The organism is Stenotrophomonas sp. TWI169, assembly GCF_039674705.1.
GTDB classification, from domain to species: domain Bacteria; phylum Pseudomonadota; class Gammaproteobacteria; order Xanthomonadales; family Xanthomonadaceae; genus Stenotrophomonas; species Stenotrophomonas maltophilia_P.
Window position 1 is genome coordinate 98,402 of the sequence record NZ_JBDJOB010000012.1, and the last position, 22,994, is coordinate 121,395.

Sequence of the window (22,994 nt, forward strand, 5' to 3'; positions counted from 1 at the left end):
TCCTCAGGTTGTCAGTCCGGCGGCGGCCTGCGCCGCCTGCCGGGTCAGTTCCAGCCGCAGCGCATAGGTGCGCTTGAGCTGTCCAAGCAGGTGCGGCGCACGTGGATCCTGCGCCATCGCCGCGCGGATCTGCTCCGCGCTGCGGTCGAGTTCGTGCAGGGCCGGTTGCCACTCCGCTGCCCCGCCCTGCGGCAGGGAGGCCACCGCCTGCTGGTACTGCTCGGTCATCGCTGCGGCCTGCAGCTGCAGCCCGGAAGGCGCCGGCGTGGCCTGCGGCGGCTGCCACCACGGTGCCACCGCGTAGACCGCCAGGCTGGCGGCCAGCGCCGCGCCCACCGGCAGCCACCAGCGCCGTCGCGGACGCGGCGTCATCGCCACCACCTTGCCTGCTGCCGGGAGCGGTCCGGGGGCGGACCCGCGCGGTGGCAGGCTGGCCGACAGCCGCGCCCAGCCGTCCTCCGGAACGCTGCGCTCGCGGGGCAAGGCGCGCAGGCGCGCGAGCAGGTCGTGGTCGTAGTCGGGGTCGTTCATCGTCATGTCATGTCTCCCAGCCGTGCACGCAGCAAGCCACGCGCACGATGCAACTGTGCCTTGGAACTGCCGACAGCCATCTGCAGCTGCTCGGCGATTTCCTGGTGTTTCCAGCCTTCGATGTCGTGCAGCACCAGCACCGCCCGCGCCCGCGGGGGCAGCGTCGCCAGCGCACGTTCCAGGTCGCGCTCCGTGCCGGCGCAGCGGTCATGCACGGCCAGCTCCGGTACACCACCGTCCACGTCATCCAGGCTGTCGTGATCGTGTCCTCCCGCCCGGCCGCGCAGTTCCATCAGAGCGGCATTGACCCCGAGACGATGCAGCCAGGTCGACAGGCTGCTTTCGAAACGGAACCCGGGCAGTGCCTTCCACGCCTGCAGGAACGCTTCCTGCAGCGCATCCTCCGCACGTGCCTGCTGGCCGCCACACAGCCTCCACAGCACGGCGAACACCCGTGGCGCATGGCGTCGATACAGCAGTTCGTAGGCCGCTGTATCGCCACCGGCTGCCGCCCGTACCAGGGCGGGTTCGTCGACGGAGTCGGAGGCAGCAGGCGGTGCGGGCATGGTGGTGTCGAGCATAGTCCTTGGATGCGCCAGTCCCGCAGAAGGTTTAGATCCGATTCCTGCCAGGCACGATGCAACCTTTTCGGCGGCCGCTGCATCCATGGAGGGTCCTTCGTGAAATACCGTCCGGGAGCCCGCCATGTCCAGCCCATCGTGTGCCGCTCTGCTGGCCGTCGCTGCCTGCGTCGCGCTGCAGGTGCTTGGCCTGTCGCTGCAGCTCCACCCCGAGCGCGGCCGGGCCTGCCTGCAGCAGCAGCGCCAGGAGCTGGTGTGCCTGGCGTGGAGGCCGATGGTCGAATCGCCGGCACGTGCCGGGTAACATCGGCGACCACCACCGCTACCTGCTGTCGCCCCATGATGTTGTCGCTGAAGGATCACCTGCCGGCCTGGACCCATCCCTGGCTGCACAACATGGGCATCGCCCTGCAGATCGCGCTCGTCCTGCTGGCCGCCTGGCTGCTGCGGCTGCTGGCGCGCCGCCTGATCCGCCGATTCGCCGACCACTACACCCTGCCGCCGGAAATGGTGATGGGCGCGCGCCGCATCACCAGTTTCGTGGTCTATTTCAGTGCACTGCTGTACATCCTGAGCCTGCTGGGGGCCTCACCGGCAGTGCTGTGGACGGCATTCACGGGCTTTGCAGCCGTCGGTGCGGTGGCCTTCTTCGCGGCCTGGAGCGTGCTCTCCAACATCTTCTGCACGCTGCTGATCTTCACTACCCGCCCGTTCCGCCTGCATGACTACATCGAGGTGCTGGAGAACGGCGAGAAGCCCGGACTGAAGGGCCGGGTGATCGATGTGAACCTGATCTACACCACGTTGCAGGAGACCGGCGAAGGCCACGAAGGCACGGTGCTGCAGCTGCCGAACAACCTGTTCTTCCAGCGCACCGTACGCCGCTGGCGCGATCCGGCACAGGCGCCGGGCGGCATCCAGGGCGACGGCTGAGCCGCCCACATCAACGCAGCTGGCTGTCTTTGCTGCCGCGACGGTTGTAGCTGCTGTGCGCCTGCTCTTCCTCATCGTGCGCCTGCTGGCAGGCCACGCACAGCCGTACGCCGGGCACGGCGTTGCGCCGCGCCAACGGAATCGGTGCGTCGCATTCCTCGCAGTGCTCCAGACCCGGGCCCTGGCGCAGCTGGCGCCGCGCGCGGGCAATCGCATCGTCTACCGTCGCGTCGATCTGGTCCTGGACCGCGCCATCTCCCGCCCAACCGGTAGCCATGTCCGTCCTCCGCAGGTGTGTGGCCTGATATGGGGACGATACACCCACGGAAAAGGCCGGGCAGTGCCCCGCCCGGCCCGTGCTTCAGCTACCTGTCTGCCCGTGGGGACGCCTGCGGCAGCGGCTTACCAGACCAGATCGTCAGGAATCTGGAACTGCGCGTAGTAGGCATCATCTTCGGCGTTGCCTGTGGAGATCTCCTCCGTCGAGCCCGGCTGCCCGTGGTCGACCACGATGGCTTCCGGCGCGCGCTCGCGCACCTTTTCCGCCGCAGCACGGGGCAGCAACGCGTAACCCTCGCCCTGGGCGACGATGACCAGCACGCCCACCGACAGCGCCTTGCGCAGCTTGGGGTCGATCAGCAGGGTGCGGATCGTGCTGCCATCGCTGAAGCGATACTCGTCCTCGCCCTTATGCGGCACGGCATGGGCAGCGATGATCTGCTTTGCCTGCGCCTTCTGCTCGGCCAGCCTGGCCTGTGCGTTGCGCTCGGCGGCCAGGGCACGATCACGCTCGATCTTCTCGGCGCGGGCGCGTTCAGCCTCACGCTGGACCTCGGCCGACGTCGATTCAGCCTTGCCCTGGCGCGCCTTGGCCTGTTCGCGTGCGGCGGCGCTGGCCTGCGACTTCTTGGCCAGGCCGGCCTTGAGCAATTGTTCCTGCAGCGCGTTGGGCTTTGCCATGGTCGGTGCGTACCGCGTGTAATCTTGGATGCCCCCATTCTACCGACGCCCCGCCGCCCCTGCATGGCAGTCCTGAAGTACCTCACCGGTTATCCCGAACCCCTGGTCGCCCAGGTCAGCGAACTGCTGGCGCAGGGCCGGCTCGGCCCGTGGCTGCAGCAGCGCTATCCCGAGCCCCATGAGGTGCGCAGCGACCGCCAGCTCTACGACTACACCCAGGAGCTGAAAGACCGCTACCTGCGCAAGTCGGTACCGCTCAACAAGGTCTGCTACGACAGCACGCTGGAAGTGATCAAGCATGCATTGGGCACGCATACCGCCATTTCCCGCGTGCATGGCAGCCGCCTCAAGGCCAGCCGTGAGATCCGCATCGCCACGGTGTTCCGGCAGGCGCCGGCCGCCTTCCTGCGCATGATCGTGGTGCACGAGCTGGCGCACCTGAAGGAAGCCGACCACAACAAGGCCTTCTACCAGCTCTGCCAGCACATGGAGCCCGATTACCTGCAGCTGGAATTCGACACCCGCCTGTACCTGACCGAGCTGGCCAACCGCAGCCAGCGCTGACCGCGCGCAGGGGCTACACTGCGCGGCCCCCGCCCGACCTGCCCGCCCATGGAACCGATACGCCTCGACAAACGCTTGTCCGCCCTGCTCGGCATCCCGCGCGGCGAAGCGCGGCGCTACATTGAAGGTGGCTGGGTCACGGTCGATGGTGAGGTGGTTGAACAGCCACAGCGCCCGGTCGATGACACTGCGGTGATCGTGGTCGATGAACAGGCCAATGACAGCAAGGCCGAGCGCGTGGGCATGCTGCTGCACAAGCCGGCTGGTGCTGCCGCCGAAACCCTGTGTGCGCTGGTCAGCAGCAACAGCCACAGCGCTCTGGACGCCAGCGGCATCCGGCCACTGCAGCGCCATTTCCACGGGTTGCAGCTGGCTGCGTCCCTGCCCGCGGCAGACAGCGGCCTGGTCGTGGTCAGCCAGGACCCGGCCACGCTGGCCCACCTGCAGCGCAATCTCGGCCGCACCGAACAGGAGTATCTGGTCGAAGTGGCAGAAGGCGGGCCGGAACGGGGCCCCTGGCTGCTGGCCCGGCTGCAGCAGGAGTCGGGCGGGGCCAAGGTGAGCTGGCAGAGCGAGCAGCGGCTGCGCTTCGCCGGCAAGGGGCTGACGGCCAAGGGCCTGAAGACCGCGGTGGCTGCCGCCGGCCTGCAGGTCACCGCCCTGCGCCGCCTGCGCATCGGCCGGGTGGCACTGGGCCCGCTGCCGCCGGGACAGTGGCGCTACGTGGGCAGCGACGAACGGTTCTGACGCCCGCCGCCGCGCGGCACGCCGATCCACTAGCATGGGGCCATGAGCCCGCCTGCGCCTGTGTGGCGACGCCTGTTGCGCGTCGTTGCGATCATCTTCGCCATCCTTCTGCTGCTGGTCCTGTCCGGACTGCTGCTGGCCGACCACCTGACGCCACAGGCGCACGGTGAGCCGTCGCACGTACTGCCGTTGCAACCGGCGCAGACCCGCATCGACCAGCAGGTCGTGCCGCTGCAGGAGGCGCACCCCGGGCAATCCGGCGTGGCCTTCCTCGGCGATGGCATGGATGCATTCGCGGCGCGCGCGATGATCACCGCGCAGGCCGGGCGCAGTCTGGACCTGCAGTACTACATCTGGCACGACGACCTGATCGGTCACCTGATGGCCAGAGCGCTGCATGACGCCGCCGAGCGCGGGGTGCGCGTGCGCATCCTGCTGGACGACATGAATGCCAAGGACAAGGACGCGCTGATGATGGCGCTGGACCGGCATCCGAACATCGAGATCCGGCTCTACAATCCGTTCCGCAACCGCAGCGGCATCCTGCGCATGGTGGAGATGGTGCAGCGCTTCTTCAGCGTGAACCACCGCATGCACAACAAGAGCTGGATCGCCGATGGCCGTGTTGCCATCGTCGGTGGCCGCAACATCGGCGAGGAGTATTTCAGCGCGCGCACGGATGTGAACTTCCAGGACCTGGACCTGCTGGTCGCCGGCCCTGCCGTTGCACAGGCGAACCGGATATTCGACGACTACTGGAACAGCCCGGCGGCGATTCCGGTCTCCGCGCTGGCCTTCCATACCGACGCGCAGCTTCGCCTTCTGGTGCGTGAGTCCGACCATGAAGCGCAGCGCGATGCTGCCCGGCCCTATCTTGCGCGCGTGGCCGAATCACGCCATCGGCAGCGTCCCAGCCCCGAGCCGCTGCACTGGAGCAGCACCGTGCGCATCGTCTCGGATCCGCCGATGAAACACCGCAACGACGACCGCGGCAGCTGGCTCGTTACCGGGCTGATCGGTGAACTGGAGTCTGCGCGCAGCAAGGCCTTGTTGATTTCGCCCTACTTCGTGCCGGGCAACGAGGGCCTGGACGGGCTCTCGGCAATGGCGTCGCGCGGCGTGCACGTGGGCATAGTGACCAACTCCCTTGCCGCCAACGACGTTGCGGCCGTGCACGGCGGCTACATGGGCTACCGCGTGCCCCTGCTGAACGCCGGCGTGCACCTGTATGAGCTGAAGGCACAGGGCCAGGCGGGCGATGCAGGCCTGTTCGGCAGCAGCGGGGCCAGCCTGCACACCAAGGCCTTCCTGGTGGACGACCGCCGTGGCTTTGTCGGTTCCTTCAACCTCGACCCGCGCTCGGCCTATCTCAACACCGAAATGGGGGTGCTGTTCGACGACCCCGTGCTGGGCGCGCAGCTGCGCGACGAATACCTGCGCCTGGCCGACGCCAGGCACAGCTGGTGGCTGGCAGTGGACAACCGCGATCGGCTGCGCTGGCTGGAGCGTGAGCCTCCGCCGCGCTGGGTGGAGGACGAGCCAGGTGCTACGCGGCGCCAGCGCTGGCTGTCGCGGATCATCAGCTGGCTGCCGGTGGAATCGCAGCTGTAGCGCTCAGTGTGCCCTGGCCTCGCCTTCATGCGGGGCGTCGTCCAGTGTTTCCACGCTGCGCCCATGCAGGCGCCGCCAGATCCAGCGCAACGCGTGGGGCGGTGCCGACGGCAGCTGCTCCAGCAGGGCCAGCATCCGGCCCTGGGTGGCGTGGCCATGCCGGCACAGCAGGCTCGCCGCCGCCGCTGCGCTGCCCAGCCGCAGGCTGTCGGACAGAGGGCCCGAGGCGTCGGCCGCCAGGGTCTGGTGCACCGGGTCGGGCAGCTCCCAGGCGGCGGCCACCCGCTGTGCCAGCGGCAACGACCACTGCTGCAGCAGCTGCAGGGCCAGGGCCGGCTGCACGTCCTCGCCGCGCGCCTGGGCTTCCTGCAGCAGCTGGCGCATCACCAGCGCCGCACCGAGTCCCTGCACCAGGCCCAGCCACTGCGCGGCGAAGGCATCGCCGGAGTTCACGCTGCGTGCGTGGTCGGCAGCAGCACGCGATGCCAGCAGGGCGTGCTCCCAGGTGATCGTGCTGAACTGCGGGAACCGCTCGCACTGAACCTGCATCACCGGCTGCACCAGCACCGCACTGATGATCTGCCGCACGCCTTCCGTGCCGACCAGGGTCACCGCCCGCTGCAGGCTCTCGACCGGGCGTTCGTGCACCTTGTACGCGGGACTGTTGGCGATGCGTAGCAGGTTGCCCGTGAGTACCGGATCCTGGCCGATGATCGCCGCCATCACCCGTGCCGAGGCGGCATCATCGTTGACGGTCTGGATCAGCTGCGGCAGCAGCTGCGGCCGGCGCGGCAGCTGCCGCGTCGCCCAGTCGCGATCCTGCAGCGCGTCCGCCACCGCCTGTGCCAGTCCGGCGCTGGCGGCATCGACAGGGCCGGGCTCGCCCGCCAGTCGCGGGTACAGCGCCAGCGCGTGCAGGCCACGCTGCAGCTGCGCGGCGATCTCTCTCGGGGGCACTGGGTCTCCCTGCAGGCGGGCAGCCGCAGCGGCCACCGCCTGACGCGGCCCCGCCGACAGACGCGACGGCGCCGCGCCGGTCAGCGACGCAAGCCAGCCGCGTACCCTGCGTGCCCAGGCCAGCGTCACCGGCCGTGATCCTGTCGATGTCGTACTGCGCTCGCCATGGCCCGTCTCTGTCTCTTCACACGATCCGGCCACTGGCCATCGACGCAGCATCGGCCGCGCTTTCATCTTCTTTAACCCGCAGTGCCCATCGACGTCGACGGCAGACACTCGGGGAATGGACTAGAATGGCGCCGCGCGACCCGTCCCCCTGCACCGACGACGTCGCTTTTTTTGTTTTGGGACCCTACCGTTCACTGGTCGTTCGCTGCAGTTCGCCGCCGTTCGCACCATCGGAGACGCCATGCTATTCGAAACCCTCGCCACCACCGGCCACGAACAGGTGGTGTTCTGCCACAGCCATGACGCCGGCCTGAAGGCGATCATCGCCATCCACAACACCACCCTGGGCCCGGCCCTGGGCGGCGTGCGCATGCGTCCCTATGCCAGCACCGACGAAGCGCTGGCCGACGTGCTGCGGCTGAGCCGGACGATGACCTACAAGAATGCGCTGGCCGGCCTCAATGTCGGTGGCGGCAAGGCGGTGATCATCGGCGATCCGAAAGCGGACAAGACCGAAGTCCTGTTCCGCGCCTTCGGTCGCTATGTCGATTCGCTGGGTGGCCGCTACATCACCGCCGAAGACGTCGGTACCGACGTCAACGACATGGAGAACATCTACCTGGAAAGCCAGTTCGTGACCGGCGTCCACCAGGTGCATGGCGGCTCCGGAGATCCCGCACCGTTCACCGCCTACGGCGCGCTGCAGGCGTTGATGGCGTCGATGCGTTTCAAGTTCGGCCACGAGGAAGTGGGCAAGACCAGCATCGCAGTGCAGGGCCTGGGCCACATCGGCATGGAACTGGTCAAGCTGCTGCGCGACCGCGGCGCGAAGCTGTATGTCACCGACCTGGACGCGGCCCTGGTTGATCGCGCAGTCAGCGATTTCGGCGCCGAAGCAGTGAAGCCGGACGAGATCCACGAAGTGAATGCCGACGTCTTCGCGCCGTGCGCGCTGGAAGGCTCGATCAATGCCGACACCCTGCCGCGGATCAAGGCCAAGATCATCTGTGGCACCGCCAACAACCAGCTGTCCAGCCTGGAAATCGGCGATGAACTGCACGCGCGCGGCATCCTTTACGCACCCGATTACGCGGTCAATGCCGGTGGCGTGATGAACGTGTCGCTGGAGATCGATGGCTACAACCGCGAGCGCGCGATGCGCCTGATCCGCAGCATCTACCACAACCTGACACGCATCTTTGAACTGTCGCAGCGCGAGAACATCGCGCCGCAACGTGCGGCCGACCGAATCGCCGAGAGCCGCATCCTGTCGATCGGCAAGCTGAAGATGCCGCTGGGCCGCAGCACCCCGCGCCTGGGCAATCTGCGCGGCGGTTGACCGCCCCTGCCGGGCCTCGGCCCGGCGCCCCTCCGGGCGCCGGCAACCCCATGATGGATCAGAACCCGGCGCTGTAACGCAGCGCCGCTTGCCGTGCGTCATCACCGCCGACACGCTGATCGATGCCCAGGCTCAGACGGCCACTCCGTCCCCACCACGACTCCAGCGCAAGCCCGAGCAGCGCGCTGCCACGCGATGAGTCGGCACCGGGCAACGGTGCCCACGCGTCGACACCGACGAAGCTGGCCTGCCACTCCCCGGCGGCGCCCTGAAGGCGCTGCTGCCATTCGGCGTGCCCGCGCAGCGTCCAGCGTCCCCAGCCACGCTCGCCGCGCAGCCCCGCCAGCAGTTGACTGCGCTGCGCACGATTGGCTTCACCCCGCAGGCCGAAACCGAAGCCGCCGCGCTCGTTGAACGCCGCGGTATCCACCCGCGTGGCACTGGCACCGACATACGGTGTCAACGACGCGCCGACGGTGCCGAAGCGATAGCCGCTTTCGACACTGGCGCTGCTGAATCGACCGCCGTAGCGCGCGGAAACGCCGTAGGCACCTGCACCCAGCAGCAGCTGCCGGTCCAGTTCGCGGGTGAACCGCCCTGCGCCGAACTGCGCCAGTGCATAACCGCGCCCAACGCTCCAGCCGGCATACAGCTGCGCCTGCGCTTGGCGGTCCTGCCCGCGATCACCGTTGAAGGCACTGCCACCGTTGCTGCGTGTTTCACCGAACGCCATGCCCAGCAGGCCATGGCTGCCCAGCGGCACGTCTTGACCGGCCATCCAGCCCCGGCTGTCGGTGGCGCTGCCAGCGAAACTGCCCTGCCCTGCCTCGCCCAACGTGCTCTGCCAGGCACCGCGCAGCGCAGGCAGAGCCTGCACGCGATCGAAACGGGCGGCCACCGCGCGTCGCGACATGTCGATGCTGTCGAAGGTCGCCGCCTCGGCACGCGCGTGGGCCTTGCCGGACAGGCTCTCCAGCGTGGCCGCCAAGCCCGTGCTGCGCTGCAGGCCGGCCGCTGCACCACCGAATGGCGAATCCTGCAACGCGTGGTTGCCGTCCAGTTCGACGAACGCGCCTTCCAGCCGCGCCGCAGTTGTCTGCACACCGGCATCGAGCCCACGCGCAGCGGCGGTGACACTGATCCGGGTCAGGTTCAACCATGCGTTGTTGCTGTCATAGCCATAGCTGGTCTGCAGCAGGGCCAGCCCCTGCAGGCCACTGGATGTGGCTGCGGTGCTGAAGGTGCCGGTCACGCCGGCGGCGGCATGGATCAGATCCTGCCGGGTACCGTCCTGCGGCACGTAGCCATCGACGAATCCGTGGACGTGCACGCCACCGTCCAGACGGGCGCTGCCGGTGACCTGCAGCGCGTTGGCCCCCAGCGCGATCATCAGCTGTGCGCCGGCCTGCTGCACGTAGTTGCCTTCGATGGTCGCCGTGGTATTGGCGGTGGTCAGGAACACGCTGCTGCCGTTGGTCACGTTGCCGACCACGCGGGGCGTGCCGCCATTGAACTGCAGGCCGCTGGATGATGGATCGGCCTGCGGCAGGATGCTCACGCTGGAACGGATCACGCCGCCGTCGCGCAGCGACAGCACACCGCCTTCGATGCGGGTGGCACCGCTGTAGCTGCTGTTGCCGGTCAACGCCAGCACGCCGGCGCCCTGCTTGACCAGGCCGCCACTGCCGACGATGTCGTTGCTCCAGACCGAACCGGTGGATGCTGCGTCGACATTGGCAATCACGTCGCCCCAGTCGAAACGTCCCGGCCCGTTGATGGCCCTGCCGATGTCGAGCAGGCCGTAGCCGAACACCGGGTCCACGCCGGGGGCGCCGATGTCCTTGGCCGTGCCGAGCAGGGTCTGCCGTACCAGGTTGTTGTCGAAGTACGGATACCGCTCCCACACCAGCGCGGCCGCGCCCGACACCAGAGGTGCGGCGAAGGACGTGCCGTAGTTCCAGAAATAGCTGGTGCCCGCGTCATCCGGATAGACCGCGCTGCCGGGCGCCGCCAGACAGTAGCGTGCCGCCTGGCCGCAGGCGTTGGCGTAACCGGCCAGCGTGTCTGGCGCGTAGGGATCGACGGCCGTGGCCACCAGCCAGCCGCGCTCCAGATCCGCAGCCGGTCGCGAGCCTGCCACGCCCGCCTGGCCCGGCAACGCCGCCAGGCTGCTGGGCTCGCTGCGCGCATCGTTGCCCGCGGCGAACACCACCAGCCCGCCGTGATTGATGACGAAAGGCCGGTACTCGCCGGCGACCTGGGCGGTGGTGGGCAGGTCGGTCCAGTACAGCCCGCCCCAGGAATTGTTCATCACCTTGACGTTGTAGCTGATCAGGTCGCGATGCACCTGGGCCACACCGAGGGTGCCGCTGAACGAATTGCCCTGGCCGCTGCCGTCGTCTGCCGGCGGCTTGTCGGAGATGATCCGCGCCGACACGATCTGCGCACCGGGCGCGATGCCGCCGGGCCAGCGCCCGACCGCTGCGCCCGCGGCCAGGCTGGCGACGGCAGTGCCATGGCCGACCACATCGTCCACGCCCAGATTGTTGCGGGCAGGGTCGATGTAGGTGAGGTTGGCCACTACCCGCCCGTTCAGCGCGGCGGCCGCGCGCTGCACACCCGAATCGACGATGCCGATGCGCACGCCCCTGCCGGTGGCACCGGTGGCCTGCGCGGCACCCGCATGGGTGACCGACAGGTGCGCATCGAACGCCGGCTCCAGCGGTTTGGGCGGGGGCGGCGTGGTCGGCGGCGGCGGTGCAGGCGGCGGCGTGGTGGGCGGCGGGTCAACGCGCACGTTGCCACCGCCACCTCCGCCCCCACACGCCGTCAGCGCCATCGCCAGCGCCGCTGCCAGGACCGACCGTGCCATCGTCGTGCGTTCCATCGATTCCATCCCATGAACGTTGGCCCGCCTTCATCCCGGCGGGCATGCGGCGCCATCCAGCGGCAGCCATCCCCGACCCTCTATACTTGGGCCGACCCCCACGCAGTCTGCCGGGAAACCGGAGCGCATCCAACGCCCCCCGGTCTCCTTTCCGAACATTGCTTACGCATCAACGAGATTGCCATGTCCAACATCGTCATCGCCGCCGCCAAACGCACCGCCATCGGCTCCTTCCTCGGCCAGTTCAACGGTGTGCCGACCCCGACCCTCGGCGCGGCCGCCATCGCCGCAGCGCTGGAGCAGTCCGGTGTCCCGGCCAGCGACGTTTCCGAAGTCCTGATGGGCTGCGTGCTGCCGGCCAACCTTGGCCAGGCGCCCGCCCGCCAGGCCGCGATCGCCGCCGGCATCCCGCTGTCCGTCGGTGCCAGCACCCTCAACAAGGTGTGCGGCTCGGGCATGAAGACCATCATGCTCGGGCATGACCTGATCAAAGCCGGTTCGGCCAAGGTCGTGGTTGCCGGCGGCATGGAGTCGATGTCCAACGCGCCGCACCTGCTGCCCAACTCGCGCACCGGCAACCGCTTCGGCAACTTCCAGGCGGTGGACCACATGGCCCACGATGGCCTGGTCAACGCCTACGACGGCAAGGCCATGGGTGAATTCGCCGAGTGCGCCGTGGACAAGTACCAGTTCAGCCGCGAGGAGCAGGACGCCTACGCCATCGAATCGGTCAAGCGCGCGCAGGCGGCGCAGACCAACGGTGCGTTCGCCGACGAGATCGTCGCGGTGAAGGTGGCCACCCGCAAGGGTGAGGTCGAGGTCGACACCGATGAACAGCCCGGCCGCTCGGACATCGCCAAGATTCCGACCCTGCGCCCGGCGTTCAAGAAGGACGGCAGCGTGACCGCTGCCAGCTCGTCCAGCATTTCCGACGGCGCCGCCGCCGTGGTGCTGCTGACCGAGGAAGACGCCAAGGCCCGCGGCATCACCCCGCTGGCACGCATCGTCGGCCACGCCACGCATTCGCAGGAGCCGGAGTGGTTCACCACCGCACCGATCGGCGCCATCCACGCATTGCTGCAGAAGACCGGCTGGTCGCTGGACCAGGTGGATCTGTTCGAAATCAACGAAGCCTTCGCCGTGGTGGCGATGGCCCCGATGCGCGAACTGGGCATTCCCCACGACAAGCTCAACGTGAATGGTGGGGCCTGCGCATTGGGGCATCCGATCGGCGCATCCGGGGCACGCCTGGTGGTGACCCTGGTCAACGCCCTGCGCACGCGCGGTGGCAAGCGCGGCATTGCCACCCTGTGCATCGGTGGTGGCGAGGCGACCGCAATTGCCATCGAATTGATTTAAAAGGGTTTAACTGCGATTTCGCAAAAATGAATGCGGGATCGCTTGACAGCCAAACGTGGCTTGTCATCATGTTGTCGGCGCGCAGTTGCGCGTTGCCTAATCTAACGACGAGGATTCACACAATGAGCATCAACAAGCTGCTGGTCGCGATGTCCCTGGCTCTGGCCCTGGCCGCCTGCTCGAAGCAGGAAGCTGCCCAGGACGCCGCTGCTTCGGCCAACGAAGCCGCCACCGAAGCCCAGGCTGCTGCCGATCAGGCCGCCGCTGCTGGCGCCCAGACCGCCGACGCTGCCCAGCAGGCCGCCGACACCGCCGCCACCGCTGCTGACGCTTCGGCTGACGCCGCTGCCCAGGCTGCTGGCGCCGCTACCGACGCTGCTGCTGAACAGGCCAAGGACGCTGCCAAGGCTGCCGAAGGCACCGCCGAGCAGGCCAAGGACGCTGCTGAAGAAGCCAAGAAGTAATAACTTCTTTCTTCACGCTGTTCTGGAAAAGCCGCTGGTTCGCCAGCGGCTTTTTCTTTGCATCGCGTTCCGCGACCCCGCCTTCACAAGGGCGTGAATAGGCTGGCGTCCCCATCCATTGCCGCAGTGCACTACCGGAGACCGCCATGAAGATCCGCTCGCTGACCCTGTCCCTGCTGGCCGCTTCGCTGCTGATCGGCCTGGCCGCCTGCAAGGGGCCGGAAGCCGAACAGGCCCGCCAGGATGCGCGGCAGGCTGCCGACAGCGCAGGCGCCGCCGCCCGTGACGCAGTCGACCAGGCCGCCGCAGCTACCCGCGAGGCCGCCGACAAGACGGCAGCTGCATCCGAGCAGGCGGCGGCCGATACCCAGCAGGCGCTGGACAAGGCGGCCGACGCTACCGCCAATGCTGCTGACCAGGCCAAGGTCGCCGCCACCGACGCCGCTGCACACGCCAGCGATGCGACCGCGGACGCCGCACAGAAGGTCGCCGACAAGGCGCGTGATGTCGCAAATGACGCGAAGGCGAACGCGGCCAAGGAAGAAGCCAAGCACTGAGCCGCGTCCGGTACTGCAGAGCGCCGCAGCCACGCTGCGGCGCTCTACAGAATTCCACGCTACGGCAGCGCGCGCGCCAGGATTTCCGACAGGTCCAACCCGGCCGGCAGGGTGCCGAACACCCATCCATGTTCACCGCCGAGCCGGCTGCGGATGAACGCATCCGCCACCGGACTGCGTGCACGCAGCAGCAGCGCCGCCTGCAGCAGCAATGCGGTGCGCTCGCAGAACATCCGCGCCTGCGACTCTTCCGGTGCCGGGGTCGTTACCCAGCGCTGCAGCGCAGCGGCATAGCGCGCATCGCGATCAGCCACCGCCGACAGCTCGCCCTGCAGTGCCGCCAGCGTCTCCGGTTCGCGGCCCAGTGCCCGCAGCACATCCAGGCACTGGATGTTGCCGCTGCCTTCCCAGATCGAGTTCAGCGGCGCCTGCCGGTACAGGCGCGGCAGCATTGATTCCTCCACATAGCCCGCGCCGCCCAGGCATTCCTGCGCCTCGTTGACGAAGGTCGCCGCCCGCTTGCACACCCAGTATTTGCCCAGCGCCGTGCCCAGCCTGGCCAGCGCCGCCTCGCCGGCATCGAAGGACGCACGGTCCACCGCACGCGCGATGCGCATCGACAGCACCGTCGCCGCTTCCGATTCCAGTGCGAGGTCGGCCAGCACGTTGGCCATCAACGGGTGCTCCACCAGCAACCGGCCGAAGGTGCGGCGGTAGCGGGCATGGTGCAGCGCCTGCGCCAGCGCCATGCGCATTTCCGCTGCGGCACCCAGCATGCAGTCCAGGCGGGTCATCATCACCATGCCGATGATGGTGGCCACGCCACGCCCCTCTTCGCCCACCCGCCACGCCTGCGCGCCGCAGAACTCGACCTCGCTGGACGCGTTGGCCCAATCGCCCAGTTTGTCCTTCAGCCGCACCAGGCGGAATGCATTGCGGTCGCCATCGGCAAGCCGGCGCGGCATCAGCAGACAGGTCAGTCCGCCCGGTGCCTGCGCCAGCACGAGGAAGCCATCGCACATGGGTGCCGAGAAGAACCACTTGTGGCCGACCAGCCGATAGCGCTCGCCGTCGATGGGCTCTGCTCGCGTGGTGTTGGCGCGCACATCCGAGCCCCCCTGCTTCTCGGTCATGCCCATGCCCAGGGTGATGCCGGCCTTGTCGGCCACCGGTACGTCGCGCGGGTCGTACACCGGTGCGGCGGCCTTGCGCGCCCATTCGGCCAGGTTCGGCTGCGACCGCAGCACCGCTACCGCCGCATGGGTCATCGTCAACGGGCAACTGGTACCGGCCTCGGCCTGGTGGTGCAGATAGCTCAGCGCCGCGCGTGCAACATGCGCACCCGGCTGCGGCTCATGCCAGGACAGGCCGGCCACGCCATGCGCCTTCGCGGCGGTCATCAGCTGGTGGTAGGCCGGATGGAACTCCACCGTATCGATGCGATGCCCCTGCGCGTCGTGGGTGCGCAGGCGCGGGCGGTCGCGGTTGGCATCGAATCCGAGCCGGTACAGCTCGTCACCGGCCAGCGCACCGTACTGCGCCAGGCGCGGGACGAAGGCTGCGGCGCCTTCGCGATGCACCGCCTCCATCAACGCTGCGTCATCGGTCCACAGCTGGCGCCCGGCGAACGGTGGCGGCTGATTGAGCACCACATGGGTCTCGAAGGGGGCAGTGCTGCTGAAACCCGGTCCACTCATGCGATCCATCCGGCGGCAAGAGGTATGCGATCCGATTGTGCCGCATGCTGCGCCAAGCCCGCGTTCAGGCCGGTTCTCACCCCGTGCACGAGCCGCGCGCCACAGTGCAGCCATGGCAGGCAACGACGATCTTGTGGTGCTGCGCCCGGAAGGGCTGTACTGCGCTGCTGGCGATTTCCACATCGATCCCTGGCGGCCGGTGCCGCGCGCGGTCATCACCCATGGTCATGGTGACCACGCGCGCCCGGGCATGGGCGAATACCACTGCAGCACGGGCAGCGCGCCGATCCTGCGCTGGCGGCTGGGCGACGTACCGCTGCACGCGCATGCCGAGGGCGCACCCTTTGCGCTGGGCCGGGTGCAGGTGTCGCTGCATCCGGCCGGTCATGTGCTCGGCTCCTCGCAGGTGCGCATCGATGATGGCCGGCAGGTGTGGGTCGCCTCCGGTGACTACAAGCGCCAGCCCGACCCCACCTGTACGCCGTTCGAAGTGGTGCCCTGCGATACCTTCATCACCGAGGCGACCTTCGCCCTGCCCATCTACCGCTGGCCGGACACCGCAGCCGTGGCTGCCGAGATCGCGTCTTGGCGCGAGGAATGCGCGCAGCGCGGCGAAGCCGCCGTCCTGCTCTGCTACGCATTGGGCAAGGCCCAGCGCGTGCTGGCCGAGCTGCTGGCACGAGGCGAACCGCCGGCATGGCTGCACGGTGCCATCGCCAATGGCGTGGCCGTCTATCGCGCTGCGGGCATCCCGATGCTGGACACGATCGCCGTCGCCGAACAGGGGCGCCAGGCCGATGCGGCCGGACGGCTGATCCTCGCCCCGCCCTCGGCCGCCGGCACGCCCTGGCTGCGCCGCTTCGGGCGCCACCAGCTGGGTTTCGCCTCCGGTTGGATGCAGCTGCGCGGAAACCGCCGGCGCCGCAACGTCGATCGTGGCTTCGTGATCTCCGACCACGCCGACTGGCCCGCGTTGCTGCGTACCATCGAGCAGACCGGCGCACGCCGCGTCATCGCGACCCATGGCAACACCGATGCGCTGATTCCGTTCCTGCGCGAGCGCGGTGTCGCCGCGGAGGCTTTCCGCACCGATTTCGGGAGCGAGGAATGAAGGCCTTCGCCGCGCTGTACCAACGCCTCGATCGCAGCACCGCCACGCTGGACAAGCGCGCGGCGCTGGTCGATTACTTCCGTCACGCGCGACCGCACGATGCGGCCTGGGCCCTGTTCCTGCTCAGTGGTGGCAAGGTCGGGGGGGCGCGCCGGAAGATCGCTGCCAGCGGCGAGCTGCGCCGCTGGATCGGCGAGGAAGCCGGACTGCCTGCGTGGCTGGTCGAGGACAGCTATGCGCAGGTCGGCGATCTGGCGGAGACACTGACCCTGCTGCTGGACGACCCAACGGCAATGGCGCCGGACCGCCCTCTGGCCGACTGGATCGAACAGCATCTGCTGGCCGTGGCCAATCAGCCCGAGCCCGAGCGACGTGCAGCCGTGGTCGAGGGCTGGCGCCAGCTGCCCGCGAACGAGCGCCTGGTGTTCAACAAGCTGCTGACCGGTGCACTGCGCGTCGGCGTGTCGCAGCGGCTGGTCCAGCAGGCACTGGCCGAACTGTCCGGACTGGACATCGCGCGCATCGCGCAGCGCATGCTGGGCACCTGGGTGCCCTCGCCCACCCTGCTCGCACAGCTGCTGTCGCCGGAAGAACTGCCGCTGGACCGCCAGCAGCCATATCCGTTCTTCCTCGCTTCGCCGCTGGAAGGTGAGCCCGGTGATCGCCTGGGCAGCATCGACGACTGGCTGCTGGAATGGAAATGGGACGGCATCCGCCTGCAGCTGCTGCGTCGTCGCGGCGAGGTGGCGCTGTGGTCGCGTGGCGAAGAGCGCCTGGACGGCCGGTTCCCCGAGATCGAGCAGGCCGCCGCACTGCTGCCGGAGGGATCGGTGCTGGATGGCGAACTGCTGGCCTGGGATGAGCCGGCCGATCTTCCCAAAGCCTTCACCGCCCTGCAGACCCGCATCCAGCGCCGCAAGCCGGGCGCCACCACGCTGCGTACGACACCGGTGCGGATGCTGGCCTACGACCTGCTCGAACGCGACGGCAACGACCTGCGCGCATTGCCGCTTCAGCAGAGGCGCGTGCAGCTGGCGGAACTGCTCGGCACGCTCGGCGATGCGCGCATCCAGCTGTCGCCGGAGGTGCCCGCCGGGGACTGGGCACGGGCGGCCGCGCTGCGCGACGCGGCGCGCGAGCGCGGCGTGGAGGGCCTGATGCTGAAGCGCCGCAACTCGGCGTATCAGTCCGGCCGGCGCCGTGGCGACTGGTGGAAGTGGAAGGTCGATCCACTCACCATCGATGCCGTGCTGCTGTACGCACAGGCCGGCCATGGCCGGCGCAGCACGCTGTACACCGATTACACCTTCGGCGTATGGGACGGCGATGCGCTGGTTCCGGTGGCCAAGGCCTACTCGGGCCTGGACGATCAGGAAATCCTCGCCCTCGATCGCTGGATCCGCGCCAACACCCGCGAGCGCTTCGGACCGGTACGCAGCGTCCGCGCCGAGCAGGTGTTCGAACTCGGCTTCGAGGCGGTCAACCGCAGTGCACGGCACAAATCAGGAATCGCCGTGCGTTTTCCGCGCATCCTGCGCTGGCGCCACGACAAGCCGGCCAGCGAGGCCGATCAGCTGGCGACGCTGCAGGCCCTGGCACGATGACGCGGAGCGAGGCCCTGCAGCGGCTGAACGGCTGGTTTGCCAGCCGCGGCTGGAAACCCCTGCCCTTCCAGCGCGCCATGTGGCGTCACTACCTGGCGGGCGAATCGGGCCTGCTGCATACCCCCACCGGCAGCGGCAAGACGCTGGCGATGTTCGGCGGACCGCTGCTGCAGGCGATGATCGCGCCCGCGCCCGCACCCGCCCGCCCCAGCGCGGTGCGCCCATTGCAGGTGCTGTGGGTGACCCCGCTGCGTGCCCTGGCCAGCGACACCGCACGCGCACTGCAATCGGCCGTCGATGGCCTGGGCCTGGGGTGGCGCGTGGGCCTGCGCAGCGGCGACGCCAGCCAGCGCGAGCGGCGCCTGGCGCGCGAAGGGCGCATCGACGTGCTGGTGACCACGCCCGAATCACTGGCACTGCTGCTCACCTACCCCGATACCCTGCCACGCATGCATCAGCTGCGCTGCGTGGTGGTCGACGAATGGCATGAACTGCTGGGCAACAAGCGCGGCGTGCTGCTGCAGCTGAATCTTGCACTGCTGCGCGACACCACGCCTGCGTTGCAGCTGTGGGGATTGTCGGCCACGCTGGGCAATCTGCCGCAGGCGCGCGACGTGCTGCTGCCGGACAGGCCGGATGCACCCATCGTCGAAGGCGCGCGCCAGCGTCCGGTCACCGTCAGCAGCCTGCTGCCGGCACCGGGCGAGCGCTTTCCCTGGGCCGGACATCTTGGCCTGGCGCAGCTTCCGCGCGTGCTGGAAGCGCTGATGACCGCGCGCAGCAGTCTGCTGTTCACCAACACGCGGGCGCAGGCCGAACTGTGGCACCAGGCGCTGGCGGCGGTGTGGCCGGAGGATGCCGCCACGCTGGCGCTGCACCACGGTTCGCTGGACCCCGCACTGCGTCAGCAGGTGGAAGACGGCCTGCGCGCCGGTGCGATGCGCTGCGTGGTTGCCACCTCCAGCCTGGATCTGGGCGTCGATTTTCCCGAAGTGGACCAGGTACTGCAGCTCGGCAGCCCGAAGGGCGTGGCGCGGCTGCGCCAGCGCGCCGGCCGTGCCAGGCATCGCCCCGGCGCCAGCGGCAGAATCCTGTGCGTGCCCAGCCATGCGCTGGAACTGGCCGAGTACGCCGCCGTCCGCCGCGCGCTGCGCGACGGCGTGGTTGAAGCCAGGCGACCGCCAACCCTGTCGCTGGACGTGCTCGCCCAGCATGCGGTCAGCCGCGCGTTGGCGGGGGGATTCACCAGCCGCTCGCTGCTGGCGCAGGTGAGGCGCACGCACGCATTCGCGCACCTGGGCGACGCGCAATGGCAGGCTGTCCTGGACTTCATCGTGCAGGGGGGACGGGCACTGGCCCAGTACCCGGACTTCCACAAGGTGGTGCTCGACGCGGACGGCTACCATCGCGTGCACGACCGCCGCCAGGCCCTGCGCCATCGCTTGTCGATCGGCACCATCAGCAGCGATGGCGCCGTGCGTGTGCAGTTCCCGCGCGGCGGTGGCCTCGGCTCGGTGGAAGAACAGTTCGCCAGCCGCCTGCGCAGAGGCGATCGATTCCAGTTCGCCGGGCGCATGCTGGAGCTGGTGCAGCTGCGCGACATGACCGCCTATGTGCGCCTGGCCCGCAAGGGCGGTGAAGGCACCGTCCCGCGCTGGCAGGGCGGCCAGCTGCCCCTGTCGATGCCGCTCGGGCGCGAGCTGGAAGCGGTGCTGTCCGGCGCGGACGACAGCGCCGAGTCGCGCTGGCTGGCCCCCCTGATGGCACTGCAGTCACGCCTGTCTGCCCGGCCATCGCCCGCGCACGTGCTGCTGGAGGACGTCCGGCGCCGCGAAGGCCAGTTCGTGTTCGTCTATCCCTTTGCCGGGCGCCACATCCACGAGGCACTGGCGGCGTTGCTGGCGCTGCGCTGCACGCGCCGGCAGCGCAACAGCATCGGCTATGCCGTCAATGACCACGGGCTGGTGCTGGCACCGACGCAGCCGATCGAGCTGCAGGCGGAGCAATGGAAGGAACTGTTCGCGGCCGATCAGCTGCTTGAGGACCTGCGTGCCGCCGTCAATCTGGGCGAGCTCGCGCGACGCCAGTTCCGCGGAATCGCACGCGTCGCTGGCCTGCTGGTACCCAGCCTGCCCGGTGGCGCGCCGCGCTCGCTGCGCCAGCTGCAGGCCTCGGCCGGACTGCTGTACGACGTGCTGCGCGAGCACGACCCCGAGCATCTGCTGCTGGCATTGGCCGAGCATGAAGTGCTGCAGGACAGCCTGGATCTGCCGGGCCTGCAGCAGGTGCTCGAACGCATCGGCACGCAGTCACTGTCACTGCAGCATCCCGCCTCGCTGACACCGCTGGGCTTCCCGCTGTGGGCCGAGCGCCTGCGAGGACAGTTCAGCAATGAAGACTGGCGCACCCGCGTGCTGCGTGCCGCACAGCAGTTGGAGAGACGCCATGGCCGATGAGCTGGCCGTGACGCTGGGCGGTGAACCCATGCTGCTGCTCGGTGCGCGCGCACTGTGGTGGCCGGCCCGGCAGGCCTTGCTGATCGCCGACCTGCACCTGGGCAAGGCCGACCTGTTCCGCCGCGCCGGCATCGCGCTGCCGTCCGGCGGCACCCGCGACGACCTGCAGCGCCTGCAGAGGCTGGTGCAGGCAAGGGCTTGCCGCGAGCTGTGGATACTGGGCGATGTGCTGCATGGGCCGGCGCATCGTGCGGCGTGGTACCGGCAATGGCTGGGATGGCGAGAGCAGCACTCCGCGCTGGCGGTGCATGTGATACGCGGCAATCATGATCGGCACCTGCCGCATGCGGCGATGCAGGTGGAGCTGCATGAGGAGGTGCAACTGGGCGCGTTCCTGCTGTGCCATGAACCACGGCACATGCCCGCGGCGCACGTCATTGCCGGCCATATCCATCCGCAGATCGCACTGCCGGCGCTGCGCCGCCGCTTTCCGGCGTTCTGGCTCCGCGAAGGATTGACGGTGCTGCCGGCATTCTCCGCCTTCACCGGCGGCTGGGTCATCGCACCGGCGCAGGGTGAACGGCGCATCGCCTGTGTCGAACAGGGTCTGGTGGCGATGCCTGGCCGGTAAGGCCAGCGGGCGCGACGGTCAGGCTGGCCGGACGCCCGCCAGCGCCGGCATCAGATGGAAACCGGGCGTGTCGTTGCTCTGCCGGCGCGGCAGTGCCTGGACGGCCGACAGCATTTCCTGCGCGCAGGCGCGGATGTGCGTGTGGTGTTCCGGCAGCGCATGACTGATCAGGCTGCCCACATGGAACTCGAACACATCCTCCAGAACGTCGGGCTGGTCCTCGTGCAGCATCTGCAGCAATCCCCGCAGCTTGCAGATTTCCGATTCCAGCTCTTCGACCGCGAACAACATGGCGTCCTCCTCGTGAACTCGCAGCACATCCGGGCCGCAGCAGGCCGCGACGGCGGCGCCACCCGGGCCACGCGATGTTCGAATCACGGAGAGGAAAACGGGCGACGCAGCTGTGGCGTGCTTCACTCTTGTCGCACAGACGCGGTGAGGTAACCGTTAATTCACGTGATGATGCGATTCACGCAGCCGCCGTGGCAGCCTGCGTGGCAAGCGCAACGGGCGGCCGGGCCAGGGCTTCGAGGAAGGCTGGATCCAGAGCAAGCGAACCGAACCAGCCGTGCTGGGTTCCACTGAGCACCCGCAGCATGTGGCCGCGTCCCCCCGGCAGCCGCCCCATCGGGCCAAGCAGCGCGTCGCGCGCCTTGGCCCACGCATCGCGATCGGACTGGAACAGCGGCGTCAGCCAGCGGCTCCAGCGCTGGTACACCGCCACATGCGCACGTCGCTGCGCCTGGTAAGCCTGCAGTGCCGTCTCACCAGCGCCATGCACACGCAGCGCGTCTCGCAGCGCCAGCGCATCGAGCAGCGCCATGTTCACCCCCTGCCCCAGCTGCGGGCTCATCGCGTGCGCTGCATCGCCGACCAGGACCATGCGCCCCTGATGCCAGCGGGTCATCACCGCATCGCGGTAAACCGCCCGGGACAGCTGTCCGGCATCGTGCAGGTGATCGAAGCGTGCGCTGGCCTCGGGCCAGAGCGCATGCAGTTCCTGCAGCCACGGTTGCATGCCTTCATCTTCCCAACGCGCGAAGTCGGCGCGTGGCAGGCTCCAGAAAAAACTCAGGCGCGGCGTGTCATCACCCGGACGCGTGCCCACCGGCAACAGGCCGATCATCTTGCGCGCGGCGACGTAGCGTTGGCGCAGCTGCTGCACGTGCGGCCACTCTCCGGCCGGCAGCAGGCACCACAATGCGCCCCACGGATAGACGCGGTCGAGGCCAGCGCCGCCGGCAATGGTCGCGCGCAGGGACGACGCTGCGCCGTCGGCCGCCACCACCAGGTCAAACGGGCCATGGGTGCGGCCTTCGTTGTCGCGCAGTTGCCCCCGCGCGGTATCGACCGCGTCGATGGTGGTCCCCGCATGCAGTTGGCCGGCGCCATCGCGGGCCAGGTCCAGCAGCGAGAACAGGGCGCCGCGCTGCATGCCCAGACCGTGCAGGCGGACATCGAGGCCGCCATAGCCCATGTCCATCACCGCACGTCCGCACGGCGTGTCGCCATAAAGCCGATGCACCGGCGCGGCATGCGCGCGCACGGCCTCCAGCAGTCCCATCTGCCACAGCACCTGCAGGCCGCTGGGCTGCAACAGGAAACCGGCGCCGACCGGCCCAGGGGTCGGCACGCGCTCGAAGATCTCAACGTCGTGCCCGTCGCGGGTCAGCAGGATGGCCATCGCCTGGCCAGCGGTGCCGTATCCAATCACGGCAATGCGAAGTCGTTCCGTCATCCGCACATTGTGCCCCAGCCGGATCCGGATCGTTCTCCAAGCCGCGCGCGGGCGGGCCGCCCTGCCGGCGAAGTAAAGGAGGAGGCGACGGTCGAAGGC

At 68.9% G+C, this 22,994-nt stretch carries 22 protein-coding genes; 13 read left to right on the top strand and 9 right to left on the bottom strand.

Features of this window, described 5'->3' with window-relative positions; translation table 11 throughout:
- Nucleotides 1-3 precede the first annotated feature (3 nt).
- Nucleotides 4-537, bottom strand: a complete 534-nt coding sequence (locus ABE543_RS11265; protein WP_053519560.1) for a hypothetical protein — start codon at nt 535-537, stop codon at nt 4-6.
- Complete coding sequence (locus ABE543_RS11270; protein WP_053519559.1) at nt 534-1,112, bottom strand: RNA polymerase sigma factor; 579 nt, start codon at nt 1,110-1,112, stop codon at nt 534-536. The genes ABE543_RS11265 and ABE543_RS11270 overlap by 4 nt, the downstream gene beginning before the upstream one ends.
- A 124-nt stretch (nt 1,113-1,236) precedes the next feature.
- On the opposite strand from ABE543_RS11270, the gene ABE543_RS11275 reads away from it, so the two are divergent.
- Together ABE543_RS11275 and ABE543_RS11280 are read left to right on the top strand one after the other, a co-directional pair.
- On the top strand, nt 1,237-1,416 hold the full coding sequence (locus tag ABE543_RS11275) for a hypothetical protein (RefSeq protein WP_053519558.1): 180 nt from the start codon (nt 1,237-1,239) through the stop codon (nt 1,414-1,416).
- 35 nt (nt 1,417-1,451) lie between these two features.
- Nucleotides 1,452-2,045 (top strand): mechanosensitive ion channel family protein, encoded by a 594-nt coding sequence (locus ABE543_RS11280; protein WP_080375333.1) that lies wholly within the window; start codon nt 1,452-1,454, stop codon nt 2,043-2,045.
- 10 nt (nt 2,046-2,055) lie between these two features.
- On the opposite strand, the gene ABE543_RS11285 is transcribed toward ABE543_RS11280, so the two are convergent.
- On the bottom strand, nt 2,056-2,322 hold the full coding sequence (locus ABE543_RS11285; protein ID WP_053519557.1) for a DksA/TraR family C4-type zinc finger protein: 267 nt from the start codon (nt 2,320-2,322) through the stop codon (nt 2,056-2,058).
- A gap of 125 nt (nt 2,323-2,447) precedes the next feature.
- Complete coding sequence (locus ABE543_RS11290; protein ID WP_053519556.1) at nt 2,448-3,005, bottom strand: DUF2058 domain-containing protein; 558 nt, start codon at nt 3,003-3,005, stop codon at nt 2,448-2,450.
- Nucleotides 3,006-3,068: 63 nt separating this feature from the next.
- Between ABE543_RS11290 and ABE543_RS11295 the strand changes: the two genes are divergently transcribed.
- The 3 genes from ABE543_RS11295 to ABE543_RS11305 are packed head-to-tail and all read left to right on the top strand — an operon-like array spanning nt 3,069 to nt 5,927.
- Nucleotides 3,069-3,569, top strand: a complete 501-nt coding sequence (locus ABE543_RS11295; RefSeq protein ID WP_065181818.1) for a M48 family metallopeptidase — start codon at nt 3,069-3,071, stop codon at nt 3,567-3,569.
- Nucleotides 3,570-3,617: 48 nt separating this feature from the next.
- Nucleotides 3,618-4,316, top strand: a complete 699-nt coding sequence (locus ABE543_RS11300; protein ID WP_065181817.1) for an RNA pseudouridine synthase — start codon at nt 3,618-3,620, stop codon at nt 4,314-4,316.
- Between the two features lie 42 nt (nt 4,317-4,358).
- Nucleotides 4,359-5,927 (top strand): phospholipase D family protein, encoded by a 1,569-nt coding sequence (locus ABE543_RS11305; protein WP_197601114.1) that lies wholly within the window; start codon nt 4,359-4,361, stop codon nt 5,925-5,927.
- Nucleotides 5,928-5,930: 3 nt separating this feature from the next.
- On the opposite strand, the gene ABE543_RS11310 is transcribed toward ABE543_RS11305, so the two are convergent.
- A complete protein-coding gene (locus ABE543_RS11310; protein ID WP_346475685.1) occupies nt 5,931-7,013 on the bottom strand; it encodes an HDOD domain-containing protein in 1,083 nt (360 codons plus the stop codon).
- 280 nt (nt 7,014-7,293) lie between these two features.
- Here ABE543_RS11310 and ABE543_RS11315 point away from each other — a divergent pair, with 280 nt between their 5' ends.
- Nucleotides 7,294-8,391, top strand: a complete 1,098-nt coding sequence (locus ABE543_RS11315; RefSeq protein WP_053519551.1) for a Glu/Leu/Phe/Val dehydrogenase dimerization domain-containing protein — start codon at nt 7,294-7,296, stop codon at nt 8,389-8,391.
- Nucleotides 8,392-8,449: 58 nt separating this feature from the next.
- Here ABE543_RS11315 and ABE543_RS11320 read toward each other — a convergent pair whose 3' ends face one another.
- On the bottom strand, nt 8,450-11,278 hold the full coding sequence (locus ABE543_RS11320; RefSeq protein ID WP_346475686.1) for a S8 family serine peptidase: 2,829 nt from the start codon (nt 11,276-11,278) through the stop codon (nt 8,450-8,452).
- Nucleotides 11,279-11,461: 183 nt separating this feature from the next.
- On the opposite strand from ABE543_RS11320, the gene ABE543_RS11325 reads away from it, so the two are divergent.
- From ABE543_RS11325 to ABE543_RS11335, 3 genes are all read left to right on the top strand, one after another.
- Nucleotides 11,462-12,637: a thiolase family protein gene (locus ABE543_RS11325; RefSeq protein WP_180876121.1), complete on the top strand. Its 1,176-nt coding sequence runs from the start codon at nt 11,462-11,464 to the stop codon at nt 12,635-12,637.
- Between the two features lie 122 nt (nt 12,638-12,759).
- Entirely contained in the window at nt 12,760-13,101 is a 342-nt protein-coding gene (locus ABE543_RS11330; RefSeq protein ID WP_053519549.1) for a hypothetical protein, read from the top strand.
- A 146-nt stretch (nt 13,102-13,247) separates the two neighbouring features.
- Nucleotides 13,248-13,658: a hypothetical protein gene (locus ABE543_RS11335; RefSeq protein WP_053519548.1), complete on the top strand. Its 411-nt coding sequence runs from the start codon at nt 13,248-13,250 to the stop codon at nt 13,656-13,658.
- A 59-nt stretch (nt 13,659-13,717) separates the two neighbouring features.
- Here the strand turns inward: ABE543_RS11335 and ABE543_RS11340 are convergent, their stop codons facing one another.
- Nucleotides 13,718-15,355, bottom strand: a complete 1,638-nt coding sequence (locus tag ABE543_RS11340; RefSeq protein WP_346475687.1) for an acyl-CoA dehydrogenase family protein — start codon at nt 15,353-15,355, stop codon at nt 13,718-13,720.
- 112 nt (nt 15,356-15,467) lie between these two features.
- Between ABE543_RS11340 and ABE543_RS11345 the strand changes: the two genes are divergently transcribed.
- From ABE543_RS11345 to pdeM, 4 genes are read left to right on the top strand one after another with little or no spacing between them, the layout of a single operon-like run.
- Nucleotides 15,468-16,466 (top strand): ligase-associated DNA damage response exonuclease, encoded by a 999-nt coding sequence (locus tag ABE543_RS11345; protein ID WP_053519546.1) that lies wholly within the window; start codon nt 15,468-15,470, stop codon nt 16,464-16,466.
- Nucleotides 16,463-18,070 (top strand): ATP-dependent DNA ligase, encoded by a 1,608-nt coding sequence (locus ABE543_RS11350; RefSeq protein WP_053519545.1) that lies wholly within the window; start codon nt 16,463-16,465, stop codon nt 18,068-18,070. The genes ABE543_RS11345 and ABE543_RS11350 overlap by 4 nt, the downstream gene beginning before the upstream one ends.
- The gene (locus ABE543_RS11355) at nt 18,067-20,526 is read left to right on the top strand and encodes a ligase-associated DNA damage response DEXH box helicase (RefSeq protein WP_346475688.1); all 2,460 of its coding nucleotides are present in this window, start codon (nt 18,067-18,069) and stop codon (nt 20,524-20,526) included. Before ABE543_RS11350 ends, ABE543_RS11355 begins: the two co-directional genes overlap by 4 nt.
- A complete protein-coding gene (gene pdeM / locus ABE543_RS11360; RefSeq protein ID WP_346475689.1) occupies nt 20,516-21,157 on the top strand; it encodes a ligase-associated DNA damage response endonuclease PdeM in 642 nt (213 codons plus the stop codon). The genes ABE543_RS11355 and pdeM overlap by 11 nt, the downstream gene beginning before the upstream one ends.
- 18 nt (nt 21,158-21,175) lie before the next feature.
- Here the strand turns inward: pdeM and ABE543_RS11365 are convergent, their stop codons facing one another.
- Nucleotides 21,176-21,448 carry a hypothetical protein gene (locus ABE543_RS11365; protein ID WP_346475690.1) on the bottom strand — a complete coding sequence of 91 codons (273 nt, stop codon included), beginning with the start codon at nt 21,446-21,448 and terminating at the stop codon, nt 21,176-21,178.
- 178 nt (nt 21,449-21,626) lie between these two features.
- On the bottom strand, nt 21,627-22,895 hold the full coding sequence (locus tag ABE543_RS11370) for an NAD(P)/FAD-dependent oxidoreductase (RefSeq protein ID WP_262218612.1): 1,269 nt from the start codon (nt 22,893-22,895) through the stop codon (nt 21,627-21,629).
- Nucleotides 22,896-22,994 lie beyond the last annotated feature (99 nt).

Excerpts from the sequence above, each read along its gene's own strand:
- ABE543_RS11320 (WP_346475686.1), bottom strand. The coding sequence starts at position 11,278 with ATGGAACGCACGACGATGGCACGGTCGGTCCTGGCAGCGGCGCTGGCG.
- pdeM (WP_346475689.1), top strand. The coding sequence starts at position 20,516 with ATGGCCGATGAGCTGGCCGTGACGCTGGGCGGTGAACCCATGCTGCTG.
- ABE543_RS11365 (WP_346475690.1), bottom strand. The coding sequence starts at position 21,448 with ATGTTGTTCGCGGTCGAAGAGCTGGAATCGGAAATCTGCAAGCTGCGG.
- ABE543_RS11335 (WP_053519548.1), top strand. The coding sequence starts at position 13,248 with ATGAAGATCCGCTCGCTGACCCTGTCCCTGCTGGCCGCTTCGCTGCTG.
- ABE543_RS11285 (WP_053519557.1), bottom strand. The coding sequence starts at position 2,322 with ATGGCTACCGGTTGGGCGGGAGATGGCGCGGTCCAGGACCAGATCGAC.
- ABE543_RS11295 (WP_065181818.1), top strand. The coding sequence starts at position 3,069 with ATGGCAGTCCTGAAGTACCTCACCGGTTATCCCGAACCCCTGGTCGCC.
- ABE543_RS11290 (WP_053519556.1), bottom strand. The coding sequence starts at position 3,005 with ATGGCAAAGCCCAACGCGCTGCAGGAACAATTGCTCAAGGCCGGCCTG.
- ABE543_RS11370 (WP_262218612.1), bottom strand. The coding sequence starts at position 22,895 with ATGACGGAACGACTTCGCATTGCCGTGATTGGATACGGCACCGCTGGC.
- ABE543_RS11330 (WP_053519549.1), top strand. The coding sequence starts at position 12,760 with ATGAGCATCAACAAGCTGCTGGTCGCGATGTCCCTGGCTCTGGCCCTG.
- ABE543_RS11350 (WP_053519545.1), top strand. The coding sequence starts at position 16,463 with ATGAAGGCCTTCGCCGCGCTGTACCAACGCCTCGATCGCAGCACCGCC.
- ABE543_RS11315 (WP_053519551.1), top strand. The coding sequence starts at position 7,294 with ATGCTATTCGAAACCCTCGCCACCACCGGCCACGAACAGGTGGTGTTC.
- ABE543_RS11270 (WP_053519559.1), bottom strand. The coding sequence starts at position 1,112 with ATGCTCGACACCACCATGCCCGCACCGCCTGCTGCCTCCGACTCCGTC.
- ABE543_RS11280 (WP_080375333.1), top strand. The coding sequence starts at position 1,452 with ATGATGTTGTCGCTGAAGGATCACCTGCCGGCCTGGACCCATCCCTGG.
- ABE543_RS11355 (WP_346475688.1), top strand. The coding sequence starts at position 18,067 with ATGACGCGGAGCGAGGCCCTGCAGCGGCTGAACGGCTGGTTTGCCAGC.
- ABE543_RS11345 (WP_053519546.1), top strand. The coding sequence starts at position 15,468 with ATGGCAGGCAACGACGATCTTGTGGTGCTGCGCCCGGAAGGGCTGTAC.
- ABE543_RS11300 (WP_065181817.1), top strand. The coding sequence starts at position 3,618 with ATGGAACCGATACGCCTCGACAAACGCTTGTCCGCCCTGCTCGGCATC.
- ABE543_RS11305 (WP_197601114.1), top strand. The coding sequence starts at position 4,359 with ATGAGCCCGCCTGCGCCTGTGTGGCGACGCCTGTTGCGCGTCGTTGCG.
- ABE543_RS11265 (WP_053519560.1), bottom strand. The coding sequence starts at position 537 with ATGACGATGAACGACCCCGACTACGACCACGACCTGCTCGCGCGCCTG.
- ABE543_RS11325 (WP_180876121.1), top strand. The coding sequence starts at position 11,462 with ATGTCCAACATCGTCATCGCCGCCGCCAAACGCACCGCCATCGGCTCC.
- ABE543_RS11275 (WP_053519558.1), top strand. The coding sequence starts at position 1,237 with ATGTCCAGCCCATCGTGTGCCGCTCTGCTGGCCGTCGCTGCCTGCGTC.
- ABE543_RS11340 (WP_346475687.1), bottom strand. The coding sequence starts at position 15,355 with ATGAGTGGACCGGGTTTCAGCAGCACTGCCCCCTTCGAGACCCATGTG.